We start from the raw sequence: 13,401 nt of genomic DNA on the forward strand, positions 1-13,401 counted from the left end.
ATTATCTATTAGTTTCCAAGTTCAGACATGAACTTAATGCGCATTAACTGTATTTCCTCACGTGTATAGTCGGTTTCACCAAGATCTTTCAAAGCCGCGTCTATGGAATCATTCTCGGCAGAGCGGAAGTAATCAAATACCTCATCCTGGCGATCATCGTCCAATACTTCGTCTACGAAATAGTTAAGGTTCAACTTGGTGCCTGAATTTACGATTGCTTCTATTTCTTTCAAAATATCATCGTAAGTGATGCCCTTAGCTCTGGCGATATCGTCAAGACCAATCTGACGGTCAACATTCTGAATGATGGAAACTTTCAGCTGTGATTTATTTGCCTGCGTCTTAATGATTAGATCTACCGGACGCTCAATATCATTGTCCGCGACATACTTCTTGATCAGCTCTATAAATGGCGCTCCGAATTTCATGGCTTTTCCATTGCCCACACCGGAAATCTGTTTAAGTTCTTCCATGGATACCGGGTAATGCGTACACATTTCCTCCAGGGATGGATCTTGAAAAACTACGAAGGGTGGAACGTTCTTTTGTTTAGCGATCTTCTTTCTAAGATCTTTCAGAAGCTGCAGGAGCTGTGTATCCAGTACATCAGCGCCTTGTTTCGCGTCATCGTCATCATCACTAGTATCACTCTCAATTGGCTCGCGCAAAATGAATTTGAGGGCGTATGGATTATCAATGAAGTCGTGTCCTGCCTTAGATAGACTTAGCAGTCCGTAATTATCAATGTCCTTTACGACGAAGTTGTTTAGAAGCGCTTGTCTTGCAAGCGACTTCCAAAGGTTCTCTCCTTCGATTTTACCTAAACCAAACTCAGGTAATTTACGGTGTTCGTAAGCAATAGTCTGGGCTGTTTCCATGCCCATAATGATATTCAGGATATGCGTGTCGTCAAACTTTTCGCCTGTACGTTTGATAAGCTCCAATAAGCTTTTCAGGTGTTCTTCTGCATCGAAGTACGTTTTAGCTCTTCTGCAGTTATCACACATACCGTTACAACCCGCTTCGTTGAAGTTTTCTCCGAAGTAGTGCAGAATTTGTTTTCTCCGACATACCCCCGACTCTGCATAGTCGATTACTTCTTTTAAGATTTGCGTACCGATTTCCCGTTCTGAAACCGGCTTGTCTTTCATAAACTTAGCAAGTTTATCAATATCTTTTTGTGCGTAGAAGGCGATACAGACACCCTCTCCACCATCACGGCCGGCACGACCAGTTTCCTGGTAGTAACCTTCCATACTCTTTGGAATGTCATGGTGAATCACAAAGCGAACGTCTGGTTTGTCGATCCCCATACCAAAGGCGATGGTTGCAACAATAACCTCTACATCCTCCATGAGGAATTTGTCCTGAGTGTCTGCCCGAACCTTAGGTTCCAGACCTGCATGATATGGAAGTGCTTTAATGCCGTTCAGGTTTAGTGCTTCTGCCACCTCTTCTACCTTTTTGCGGCTAAGGCAGTAGATGATTCCCGATTTACCAGTATTCTGCTTTATGTATCTGATGATTTCTTTGATGACATCACGCTTGGGGCGGATTTCATAAAATAGATTTGGGCGGTTAAAGGACGATTTAAACAAGGTTGCATCGCCCATTTGAAGGTTCTTGATGATATCAAGCTGAACCTTTGGGGTTGCTGTAGCCGTTAATGCAATGATTGGAATATCCGATCCAAGTCCTGCAATGACCTGACGAATCTTTCGGTACTCCGGGCGGAAATCATGGCCCCACTCTGAGATACAATGTGCTTCATCAACTGCGACAAAAGAGATTTTAATAAGCTTCAGAAACTCTACATTGTCGGCCTTTGACAAAGACTCTGGTGCAACATAAAGAAGCTTGGTTTTTCCATTAAGCAGATCGCTTTTTACCTGGGTTATTTCTGATTTGTTTAATGAAGAATTTAAAAAATGGGCGATACTGTCGCTTCCGCCGAAGGCACGAAGCTGATCTACCTGATTTTTCATTAAAGCTATAAGGGGTGAAATTACGATGGCGGTACCTTCACTCATAAGTGCAGGCAGCTGGTAGCATATTGATTTGCCCCCACCAGTAGGCATTATTACAAAGGTATTCTTCCGCTCTAGAACATTGGTAATGATCGGCTCCTGATCACCTTTAAAATTATTGAAACCAAAAAAGGTTTGCAAGTTGTCAAACAACGACTTTTTCACATCCATCCGTGTATAAAATATTCAGTGCTATATTTCATTCAAAATAACATAATTTTGCACGGATAAAAGCATTTGGACCCTAATAAATTCTCCTTGAAAAGTAAAAAATCAACTTACGAAACGGCCATAAACACATTGCAATTAGAGGCTCAGGCTATCCTAAACCTCATTCCAAATGTTAATGAGGATTTCATAAAAGTTGTAGAAACGATTGCTGAAAGTAAGGGTCGGGTTGTACTTACTGGTATAGGAAAAAGTGCGATAATTGCGCAAAAAATTGTCGCAACCTTTAACTCTACAGGAACCCCTTCCATATTCATGCATGCCGGCGACGCCGTTCATGGAGACCTTGGCATGATACAGCATGATGATATTGTGATCTGTATTTCAAAGAGCGGTAATACGCCGGAGATCAAGGTCTTGGCACCCCTCCTAAAACAATCTGGCAATCTGCTTATCGGGATGGTTGGGCAACTGAATTCTGATTTGGCAAGCCTGGCAGACTTGATCTTGAATACGAGTGTTGAGAAGGAAGCATGCCCCCATAATCTTGCGCCGACAACCAGTACAACCGCACAGTTAGCCATGGGCGACGCCCTTGCGATGTGTTTGCTGGAAACCAGGAACTTTAATGAAGACGATTTCGCCCGATACCATCCAGGTGGCGCCTTGGGTAAGCGTTTATACCTTAAAGTTTCGGAGCTTGCGTTGAAAAACAAGAAACCGGAGATTCAGGCGGATGCGGCAGTAAAAGATGTAATTCTGGAGATTAGTCAAAATCGTCTCGGCGCCGCTGTAATTTTGGAAGGCTCGAATGTTCTTGGTATCATTACAGATGGGGACATCCGAAGGATGTTGGAAAAACACACGAATTTGCTTAATATTAGTGCCAGGGATATTATGACTGTCAATCCAAAACAAGTAGATAAGAATATGCTCGCCTTCGATGCGCTGCAGATCATGAAAGATAATAGTATTACCCAGCTACTTGTGATGGACAATGAAAAGTACTTTGGGATTATACATTTGCACGACCTTCTTCACGAAGGAATAATTTAATAACGCTCTTACGATTCAACTATGAACAAAAACAACTATGCACTGATTATGGCCGGTGGTGTGGGCAGTCGATTCTGGCCGGTGAGCCGCACTGAATTTCCAAAGCAGTTCATTGACTTCTTCGGCGTCGGGAAAACTTTAATACAAAGCACCTACGACCGGTTTCTGGATATCTGCCCAGCAGAAAACATCTTCATCGTTACCAACGAACAATATGTAACGCTGATCAAAGAACAATTGCCAGCCATTAGTGATAACCAAATTCTGGCAGAGCCCATAATGCGAAATACGGCACCTTGTATTGCATATGGTTCTATGAAAATTGCTGAGCTTAATCCGGATGCGATCATTGTTGTTGCGCCCTCTGATCATACCATTGCCAATCAGCCAGCATTTAAAACAGCTATTGAGCAGTCGCTGACTGCGGCAGCTGCAACTGATTCCTTAATTACACTTGGTATCAAACCCAGCCGCCCTGATACTGGGTATGGCTATATCCAGTACACAGAAAACACCCTGGCGAGTGATGAGCAGATTCATAAGGTTAAGTTGTTTACGGAGAAACCAAACATAGAGCTTGCGCGAACTTTTATACAGAGCGGAGACTTTTTATGGAATGCCGGTATTTTCATCTGGTCTGCTAGATCTATTAATAATGCATTTAAGAAGCATTTGCCAGATATGCATGAAATATTTCAGCTCGGCGCGCAGACCTATAACACGGACATGGAAAAGCCTTTTATTTCCAATGCTTATCTGCAATGCACCAACATCTCTATTGATTTTGGTATTATGGAGAAAGCAGAAAACGTGTATGTGCTGCCTGCAGACTTTGGCTGGTCTGATCTGGGAACCTGGTCGTCAATTTACGACATGGCTGATAAGGATTATGTCGGTAATGCAGTTATACCCTCGGATCAGGTCATGATGTTTGATTCGTCAAACTGCATGGTGAACATGCCAAAGGAGAAGCTGGTTATCTTACAAGGTCTTCATGATTTCATCGTCGTAGAATCTAATGATATATTGCTCATCTGTCCGAGGACAGAAGAAGAGCGCGTAAAGCAGATTGTAGCTGATGTAAAAGGTAAGTTTGGAGCGAAATTCATCTAAGCATAAGCATTTTATGAGGAAAAAGCCTCTGTCGAATATCGGCAGAGGCTTTTTCCTTATAATGTTTTAATATGACTAGATGGTGGTGTTTGTACTACGTTGGCGGATGGCTTCATAAAGAATTACGCCAGTAGACACAGAGACATTTAGCGAGCCAATTTCACCGAACATCGGAATTTTTGCAAGGTGATTTGCCATGCGCATGATATCATTTGAGATGCCTTCATCCTCTGCCCCCATGACGATTGCTGTGGGTACAGTATAGTCGGGCACATAAATCAGGTCGCTGGTTTTCTCCGTACAGGCAACAATTTGCAATCCGCATTCTTGTAGGAATAATGCTGTTTTATGTAAGTTGGCGTGTCTGCAAACAGGAATGGTAAACAATGCTCCAGCGGAGGTCTTTATGGCGTCGGCATTGATTTGAGCAGAGTTCTTGGTTGGAACGACAATGGCATGAACACCGGTACAAGCTGCGGTTCTGGCAATGGCGCCCATATTTCTTACATCAGTAATGCCATCCAAAATCAATATTAAAGGTGTTTCCCCTTTTTCGTAGATTGCAGGAATGATGTCCTCAATTTTCTGAAAGGTAATGGAAGAAATTACAGCAATCACCCCCTGGTGATTCTTCTGCGTCATCCGGTTCAGCTTTTCTACAGGAACGTTATGCACGGGAACATCCAGGTTTTTCAGATGACCTTTAAGTTCGACAATCAGCTCGCCATTCAAGCTTCGCTGCAGGTATATACTTTCAATATCCCGACCGGCCTTTATTGCTTCTATAACAGCACGTATACCGAATATAAACTCATTATTTTCTTTAGGTCTTGACACCCTTTTGAACTGCTCCATTCTGTAAAAATTATTCGCAAAACTAAGGTTATTTTTCTGTTTTAAGGATTTATCATGGATTACAGTTCCACGTGCGGCCTTAGTTGGCTGTTATATTATGTGCAAAACTAATCCTACAGGTCGGCTTATTTTACATAATTTTGTACTATGATGATTGATAACGGAAGTCAGGGACAGGAACGGTCTAATTATACCTCACGCAAGAACAGGTTAACTAGTACTGTTAGTACGATGGGCAAGATTCCACCACAGGCGATAGATCTTGAAGAGGCTGTTTTAGGTGCCTTAATGCTGGAGAAAGATGCGCTTTCCACAGTTATAGATATTCTTAAGCCGGAGGTATTTTATCAGGAATCACATAAAAAGATATTTGAGGCCATCCAACTTCTTTTCCAAAAATCAAAGCCTGTAGATATTCTTACCGTTACTTCGGAATTGAGAACACTGGGCCTACTGGAAATGGTTGGTGGTGCTTATTACATAACAAACCTCACCAATCGGGTTGCTTCAGCGGCTAACATTGAGTACCACGCCCGTATCATTTCGCAGAAGTACATTCAGCGTGAACTCATCAGAATTTCCTCAGAAATCATTCAGAACGCTTATGAAGATACAACGGATATCTTCGACCTTTTGGATCATGCGGAGAAGAACCTCTTCGATATTGCACAGAACAATCTTCGACGCGATACGCAGAAGATGGATGAGATCATAAAACAATCCCTGGCCACCTTAGAAGAGCTCCGTACGAAAACGGACGGCCTTACGGGTGTACCTTCCGGCTTTACTGCACTTGACCGGATTACTGGTGGATGGCAGAAGTCTGATTTAGTGATCATTGCGGCACGTCCCGCTATGGGTAAAACGGCATTTGTATTAAGTTGTGCAAGGAATGCTGCTGTAGATTTCAAAAAACCAGTTGTTGTTTTCTCTTTAGAGATGTCGTCCGTTCAGCTCGTAAATCGTTTGATATCTGGTGAAACAGAGATTGAGCAGGAAAAAATCAGAAAAGGGAATCTTGCGGACTGGGAATGGCAACAACTACATAGTAAGATCGGGACGTTAACGGAAGCGCCACTGCTGATTGATGATACCCCTGCCCTGAATATTTTTGAGTTTAGAGCGAAGTGTAGAAGACTAAAGTCGCAGTACGACATTCAGATGGTCATTATCGATTACTTGCAGTTGATGCATGGTAAAGGTGAAGGCGGCGGAGGAAATCGTGAGCAAGAGATTGGTAGTATTTCCAGGGCATTGAAGTCAGTAGCGAAAGAACTTGACGTGCCAGTACTGGCCCTTTCACAGTTGAGTCGTGCGGTTGAAAACAGACCGGGGCAAAATGGTAAACGTCCTTTACTCTCCGACTTGAGGGAATCCGGCTCTATTGAGCAAGATGCGGATATGGTACTGTTTCTTTACAGACCAGAATATTACGGTATAACCGAAGATGAACAAGGCAGATCGCAGGCGGGAGTTGGTGAAGTTATTATTGCTAAGCACCGTAATGGTGAAACGGGCATTGTTCCACTTCGCTTCGTTGGTAAATACGTGAAATTTCAGGATCTCGAAGAAGACTTCGCGCCTCAGAATTCATTTTCAATGGATAGCCCGGGAGCAGGACTTGCACCTTCCCCGGATTTTGACAGGTCTTCTTTTGGCAACGTCATCATCAAGCCATCCAGAATGGATGATATGCATGATGAAGACGCACCATTCTAAAGAAAATACCCTAAAGCGATACCTGCAATAATAAGGATGGGTGCGCTTACGCGCGTGAAGTTTAATATGCCGAAAGTGATAACCATGATCACAATGGACAACAAATCCAGCCCGATTGGTTTTACAAGAAGCATAAAGGCTGCTATTATGAAGCCTACGCTCACAGCATTAACACCTGACAGCGAGTATTTTATACGGTTTACCTTCTTCAGATCATCCCAAAAGGGCACAATGAACAGCACCAGAATAACGCCAGGCAAGTTGATCCCAAGTACGCCAATAAGGCCGCCCAAGAATTGCCCGTAAACACCATAGCCAAAGTTCTTCATGCTTATGGCAGAGAGATAGCTGGTAAAGGAAAAGGTTGGGCCTGGAAGCGCTTGTTGTAGCGCAAATCCGGAAATAAACTCAGAGGCATTTAGGTAATGCTTCATTTGCACGAACTCCGTGAACATAAGCGGCACCAGGACCTGTCCGCCACCAAAAATGAAGATCCCATTTCGGTAGAAGTTTTCAAATAAACGGATCGGTAAGCTGAATGGCGATGTGGTATTTATGATGGCGCCAAGTAGCGCGAGAAAAAGCAGCACACCGAAATAGTAGATGAGTTTATTACGGTTGATGTTCGAGAACAATCCCATCCGCAATTCGTTCTCTTCCCTGGGCGTATCGATGGATGAAGATATAATGCCGCCAATAAGAATCGCGATTGGGAACACATATGCGTTTCTAAGTACAAGCGTAGCGACTACAGCGGATCCCGCAAGGAAAAACGATAGTTGTGAGCGCAACACCTTTTTCCCCAGATTATAGGCGCCGTAGGCAACAATCCCTAGCGCTACAGGCTCGATGTACCGCATGATGTCAGTAAATTGATGCTTATGATCTAAACGCCCATAGCTTATGGCGGCGAAAGTCATGATTGCTGCAGATGGCAAAATCCAGATCAGGAACGTAATAAGGGATAGCCCTAGCCCGCCTACTTTATATGCTAGACCGACGAGGGTTTGGGTGGAGGCTGGTCCGGGAAGCACTTGAGCCAAGGCATTTAATTCCAGTAAATCCTCCTCAGATATGTATTTGGTATCCTTAACGAAATACTTTAGTAAAAGAGACATATGTGCCTGAGCACCACCGAAAGCCGTAAAAGTAAAGAAGAGTACCTGTCTCAGGAATAACAGTCTTTTAGCTGCAAACATCATATGGATTAGTCATCTTCATAATCCATACCCATTGCGGCATTGAGCGCGCCTTGAAGCTCAGCATAAGCATGGTTATCATGCTTATTTCTTGCAGCATTGAGGCCTAAGCGATAGATCTCAACCGCCCGATTTTTGTCGCCAGTTTTCTCTAGTAATTTGCCCAGATGATAGTAGGTTCCCACGTATTCAGGACTGTTATCAACCAACAGGTTGTAGTAATGAAATGCTTGTTCATAGTCCCCGGAGGTATTGTATTCGGTGGCCAGTGCATATAAAATAAACGGATCAGTGGGATCAGCTTTTAAAAATTCCAATAACTTGTTTAATCGGGTAGTTTGCATTTTTAATCCTTGCTTTTTTAATTAGATTTGCAAAAAGACTTTTTTTATGAAAATATTAGTTTGTATAAGTAATGTGCCAGACACAACGACAAAAATAACTTTTACTAACGATAATACACAATTCAATACTGCGGGTGTTCAATACATTGTGAACCCTTATGATGAGATTGCGTTATCCAAAGCTATTTCGCTTTGCGAAGGTGGAAAAGGATCTGTAACAGTAATTAATGTTGGAGAAAGCAGTACTGAACCAACAGTTAGAAAAGCCCTTGCTATTGGCGCTGATGATGCGGTAAGAGTTAATGCTGCCCCTAGGGATGCTTATTTTACTGCATTTCAAATCGCAGAATATGCGAAGTCAAATGATTTTGACATGATCCTTACCGGACGTGAATCTATCGACTATAATGGTGCCCAGGTTGCGGCTATGATTGGAGAGTTTCTGGATATCCCATCTGTATCCATCATTAAAAAGCTTGATTACGACGGCACTACTGCAACCATTGAGCGAGAAATCGAAGGAGGTAAGGAAATCTTAACCGTAACCGGGAAATTTGTAGCGAGCTGTGCAGAAGGTGTTGCTGAACCAAAGATTCCAAATATGAGAGGCATCATGTCTGCGAGAACGAAACCTTTGCAGGTTGTTGAGGCAAAAGAAGTAGAACAACTTTCAACAATCCAGTCTTTTCAAACGCCCCCACCAAGAGGTACAGTAAAGCTTGTACCAACGGAAGAAACCGAAAAACTGATAGACCTGTTACATCAAGAGGCTAAAGTAATATAATTTAACTCCACTCATTTAGAATTAATAACGATATATGTCAGTTTTAGTCTACGTAGAACACGCCGATGGGAAGTTTAAGAAATCTGTTTATGAAGCAGTATCTTATGCTAAAGCCATTGCGGAACAAAATAATACAAATTTAACAGCCATTTCTATTGGAGCAGTTGAAGCAACAGAATTGAGTGCACTTGGAAAATACGGTGCTTCTAAAGTTCTTTCCGTTAACAATGAACAACTTAAGAATTTTGTTAACCAGGCTTATGCATCTGTAATTGCGGAAGCTGCTAATGCAGAAAACGCAAATATTGTTGTGCTATCAAACTCGTTTTCAGGCAAAGGCTTAGGCCCAAGAGTTGCTGTTAAGTTGAAAGCGGGATTTGTAGATGGTGCAATTGAATTGCCCGTTGTTGAAGGCGGAAAATTCAGCGTTAAAAAAACGGCCTTCTCTGGAAAGGCATTTGCAATAACGGAAATCACAGCTGAAAACAAGGTTATTGCTCTGAACCCGAATGCTTTTGGCGTGAAGGAATCTGCTGGATCTGAGATTTCAGTAGAAGACTTTACTCCAGCTGATAAAGCAAGTGACTTCGCTGCTGTGGTTAAAGAAATCATCAGAGCAACAGATAAGGTTTCACTTCCAGACGCGGAAATCGTGGTTTCTGCTGGACGTGGCTTGAAGGGTCCAGAAAACTGGGGTATGGTTGAAGAGCTTGCATCACTTTTAGGTGCAGCAACCGCATGCTCTAAACCAGTATCTGATGCAGACTGGAGACCACATTCAGAACACGTTGGTCAAACAGGCATTACAGTAAGTCCTAATCTGTACATTGCCATTGGGATATCTGGTGCAATCCAGCACCTTGCAGGCATTAGTTCTTCAAAGGTTATTGTCGTTATTAACAAAGATCCTGAGGCACCATTCTTTAAGGTCGCTGATTATGGAATTGTTGGTGACGCTTTTGAAGTGGTACCGAAGTTAATCGAAGCATTAAAAGCACATAAAGGGTAATATATCTGGCCGGCTTTGCCGGCCAGATATTCTTGATCATGAAAAAAGTAAAACTTGATATCGTTGGACTATCCTACAGCCAGACACAGTCTGGAGCCTATGCACTTGTGCTGGGAGAGGTAAATGGACGACGTCGTCTTCCCATCATCATCGGGGCATTTGAAGCGCAGGCAATCGCCATTGAAATGGAAAAGATGACCCCTACCCGCCCGCTCACCCACGATCTATTTAAAACTTTCGCACTTGCCTACAACGTCGAAATCCGTGAAGTACTGATATACAACCTGGTTGAAGGTGTATTCTTTGCAAAAATCATTTGTTTTGATGGTAACGTTGTACAGGAACTAGATGCAAGAACATCCGATGCTATTGCCTTAGCAGTCCGTTTCAATGCAAACATTTATACCTATGAGTTTATCCTATCATCTGCTGGGATACTTATAGAAGGAGAAGAATTTCTTTTTCTCGAAAATATCGACAACATTTCTAAAGAACAAGGTTCAGAGGACATCAACACGTCTATACCTGGTACTTCTTACAAATCCTACACACTTGAAGATCTTCAATCGAAGCTTCAGCAAGCCATTGCTGATGAGGCCTATGAGTTGGCCGCACGACTACGCGATGAAATAAACAAAAGGAATGCGAGCCAATAAGGCGCAAATAAAGCTTGAACATAAGTCTTGTTTTCAGCCCAGAATTGGCTTAGGACTTAAATTTTTCTATATTCAACACATAAAATTTCAACTAAACTGTTACTATGAACGTTAAGTTCCGCCTGACCCTAATGAATTTTCTACAATTCTTTATTTGGGGTTCGTGGCTTATTACAATTGGTGTATACTGGTTTCAAAATAAACAATGGTCTGGTTCAGAGTTTGGGGTTATCTTCTCAACAATGGGTATCGCATCGATATTCATGCCTGCACTTGCAGGAATAGTATCCGACCGTTGGATCAATGCGGAAAAGCTTTTAGGCATGATGCACATCCTGGGATCAATAGTGCTGTTTAGCCTTCCCCTGGTCGACAATCCAACAACATTTTTCTGGGTCATATTGCTAAATATGATCTTCTATATGCCCACCCTATCGCTCTCAATCACAGTTGCATACACCGCACTCAAGAACAACAACAAAGATGTGATTAAAGATTATCCTCCGATACGGATCTGGGGCACAATCGGGTTCATTGCTGCGCTTTGGGTGGTGAGCTTAACCGGCAATGAGGCATCTTCAAACCAGTTTTACATCGCTTCAGCGGTATCCCTATTTTTAGGTATCTATGCATTCACCCTACCCAAGTGTCCACCGCTTGCGAAGAACACAGATACACAATCCTTTGTGGATGCGCTTGGTCTGCGTGCATTCTCCCTCTTTAAACAAGGAAACTTTGCCATATTCTTCTTGTATTCCATGCTGCTTGGCGCCGCGCTTCAGCTTACGAATGCGTACGGAGATACTTTTCTTCACGATTTCAAGAATGTGCCAGCATACGCTGATTTACTCGCCGTGAAATATCCGGCTATCATCATGTCAATTTCACAGATCTCTGAAACCTTATTCATTCTTGCCATACCTTTTTTCCTCCGGAAATTTGGGATTAAGTATGTAATGCTTTTCAGTATGCTTGCATGGGTACTTAGATTTGGTTTGTTTGCCTATGCAGACCCTGCTGGCGGACTATGGATGATCATCCTTTCTTGTATCATCTATGGTATGGCTTTCGACTTCTTTAACATCTCTGGATCTTTATTCGTCGAAACCCGGGTTGATGCTAAGATGCGTGGAAGTGCACAAGGGCTTTTCATGATGATGGTGAATGGATTTGGTGCATTGTTCGGAAGTTTTGCAAGTGGATGGATCATAGAACACTTCTTCACCTATGCTGATCAAAGTAAAGACTGGACGAACATTTGGATCACGTTCGCGGCTTACACCCTGGTACTTGCTGTAACTTTCCCTTTCGTTTTTAAATACAAGCATACTGCGGCAGAAGATTCCGCAATCAAGGCGATGGAACATTAATTTAAATCATGAAGAACATTTAGAATGTCGAGCGGTAACTATAGAAAAGCGCATGATTGCCTCAACTGCGGTCATCACGTAGAAGAACATTTCTGCACACATTGTGGTCAGGAGAACATTGAAATTAAAGAAGATGCGATTCATATGATCTCCCATGCTGTTGCAGATTACTTTCACTTTGACTCTAAATTTTTCGGAACAATAAAGCCGCTCTTGTTCCAGCCTGGCTACCTGACTAAAGTTTACGTCGCGGGAAAACGTGTAGCCTTCATCCATCCAATCAGGTTATACATCTTCATCAGCATTGTGTTCTTTCTCTTTATGCTCGGCAGTTCAAAATCCAGCCATGAAGAAAAGGATACAGTTGAAACTTCAAAATCGGCTGAAATAACATCAATAGACGTGAAAGTGGAGCGTCTGAAGAAAGAGCTTCAGAATCCAAAATTAAGTCAGGAGGAACGTGATAGCTTGCTGAAAGTTGCGATTAAAAAGTTTTCAAATGAAGAAGGACAGGAAAATAACTTCACGATTAATAGTAAGTGGCTGGATGGTCGGGATACAAGCCTCACTGCTTATGAGCATCGACAGAAAATGCTACCGAAGTCCGAACGTGACAATTTCTTGAAGCACTACATTGTAAGGAAGAACTTTGAGCTTCGAAAATATCCTGACGTTGGTGAGAAGATTAAAGAGGATGTAAAACACAATGTCCCTAAAATGATGTTCCTGCTGCTACCACTATTTGCGCTCACCCTTAAAGTCGTTTACTATAGATCAAAGAAATACTATTATGAACACCTTATCTATTCCTTCCACGTTCATTCTGCATTATTCTTAAGCTTACTCCTACTATCAGCGATAACATGGTTCTTCAAACTGTTCTATGACATCTCTGACCTGCTAGCCTTTGCCTGGTTCATCTATGCACTCTGGTACATTTACAGGTCATTACGAACCTTCTATGGCAGCCGCAGGTCGATCACCATAGCTAAGTTTGCGTTCCTCATGTTCGGTTACTTAATGGTATTTACGGTATGTTCAATAATCGTAATTGCAGTAACCATGGTTATGTTGTAGACCATTATATCATATATAACAGAA

The 13,401-nt window shown here is 42.5% G+C and carries 12 protein-coding genes; 8 read left to right on the forward strand and 4 right to left on the reverse strand.

Annotated features, from left to right (window positions below; translation table 11 throughout):
* Nucleotides 1–8: 8 nt before the first annotated feature.
* Nucleotides 9–2,198: a DNA helicase RecQ gene (recQ, locus tag IEW69_RS10810; protein WP_188626866.1), complete on the reverse strand. Its 2,190-nt coding sequence runs from the start codon at nucleotides 2,196–2,198 to the stop codon at nucleotides 9–11.
* A gap of 87 nt (nucleotides 2,199–2,285) precedes the next feature.
* Between recQ and IEW69_RS10815 the strand changes: the two genes are divergently transcribed.
* Together IEW69_RS10815 and IEW69_RS10820 are read left to right on the forward strand one after the other, a co-directional pair.
* Entirely contained in the window at nucleotides 2,286–3,251 is a 966-nt protein-coding gene (locus IEW69_RS10815; RefSeq protein ID WP_188626867.1) for a KpsF/GutQ family sugar-phosphate isomerase, read from the forward strand.
* A gap of 21 nt (nucleotides 3,252–3,272) precedes the next feature.
* The gene (locus tag IEW69_RS10820) at nucleotides 3,273–4,364 is read left to right on the forward strand and encodes a mannose-1-phosphate guanylyltransferase (protein WP_188626868.1); all 1,092 of its coding nucleotides are present in this window, start codon (nucleotides 3,273–3,275) and stop codon (nucleotides 4,362–4,364) included.
* 75 nt (nucleotides 4,365–4,439) lie between these two features.
* Here IEW69_RS10820 and rlmB read toward each other — a convergent pair whose 3' ends face one another.
* Nucleotides 4,440–5,219 carry a 23S rRNA (guanosine(2251)-2'-O)-methyltransferase RlmB gene (gene rlmB, locus IEW69_RS10825; protein WP_188626869.1) on the reverse strand — a complete coding sequence of 260 codons (780 nt, stop codon included), beginning with the start codon at nucleotides 5,217–5,219 and terminating at the stop codon, nucleotides 4,440–4,442.
* A 147-nt stretch (nucleotides 5,220–5,366) separates the two neighbouring features.
* On the opposite strand from rlmB, the gene dnaB reads away from it, so the two are divergent.
* The gene (gene dnaB, locus IEW69_RS10830) at nucleotides 5,367–6,938 is read left to right on the forward strand and encodes a replicative DNA helicase (protein ID WP_373284101.1); all 1,572 of its coding nucleotides are present in this window, start codon (nucleotides 5,367–5,369) and stop codon (nucleotides 6,936–6,938) included.
* Here dnaB and chrA read toward each other — a convergent pair.
* Together chrA and IEW69_RS10840 are read right to left on the reverse strand one after the other, a co-directional pair.
* A complete protein-coding gene (gene chrA, locus IEW69_RS10835) occupies nucleotides 6,935–8,140 on the reverse strand; it encodes a chromate efflux transporter (protein ID WP_229663596.1) in 1,206 nt (401 codons plus the stop codon). The genes dnaB and chrA overlap by 4 nt on opposite strands.
* 5 nt (nucleotides 8,141–8,145) lie before the next feature.
* Nucleotides 8,146–8,481, reverse strand: coding sequence for a tetratricopeptide repeat protein (locus IEW69_RS10840; RefSeq protein WP_188626870.1), 336 nt, complete (start codon nucleotides 8,479–8,481; stop codon nucleotides 8,146–8,148).
* Nucleotides 8,482–8,527: 46 nt separating this feature from the next.
* Here IEW69_RS10840 and IEW69_RS10845 point away from each other — a divergent pair, with 46 nt between their 5' ends.
* From IEW69_RS10845 to IEW69_RS10865, 5 genes are all read left to right on the forward strand, one after another.
* Nucleotides 8,528–9,265, forward strand: coding sequence for an electron transfer flavoprotein subunit beta/FixA family protein (locus tag IEW69_RS10845; protein WP_188626871.1), 738 nt, complete (start codon nucleotides 8,528–8,530; stop codon nucleotides 9,263–9,265).
* A 34-nt stretch (nucleotides 9,266–9,299) separates the two neighbouring features.
* Nucleotides 9,300–10,274: an electron transfer flavoprotein subunit alpha/FixB family protein gene (locus tag IEW69_RS10850; RefSeq protein WP_188626872.1), complete on the forward strand. Its 975-nt coding sequence runs from the start codon at nucleotides 9,300–9,302 to the stop codon at nucleotides 10,272–10,274.
* Nucleotides 10,275–10,312: 38 nt separating this feature from the next.
* Complete coding sequence (locus tag IEW69_RS10855) at nucleotides 10,313–10,930, forward strand: bifunctional nuclease family protein (protein ID WP_188626873.1); 618 nt, start codon at nucleotides 10,313–10,315, stop codon at nucleotides 10,928–10,930.
* A gap of 104 nt (nucleotides 10,931–11,034) precedes the next feature.
* Nucleotides 11,035–12,300, forward strand: coding sequence for a nucleoside permease (locus tag IEW69_RS10860; protein ID WP_188626874.1), 1,266 nt, complete (start codon nucleotides 11,035–11,037; stop codon nucleotides 12,298–12,300).
* Between the two features lie 24 nt (nucleotides 12,301–12,324).
* A complete protein-coding gene (locus IEW69_RS10865) occupies nucleotides 12,325–13,377 on the forward strand; it encodes a DUF3667 domain-containing protein (protein ID WP_188626875.1) in 1,053 nt (350 codons plus the stop codon).
* Nucleotides 13,378–13,401 lie beyond the last annotated feature (24 nt).

Origin of the sequence: Pedobacter quisquiliarum, assembly GCF_014642175.1 — a bacterium.
GTDB classification, from domain to species: Bacteria; Bacteroidota; Bacteroidia; order Sphingobacteriales; family Sphingobacteriaceae; genus Pedobacter; species Pedobacter quisquiliarum.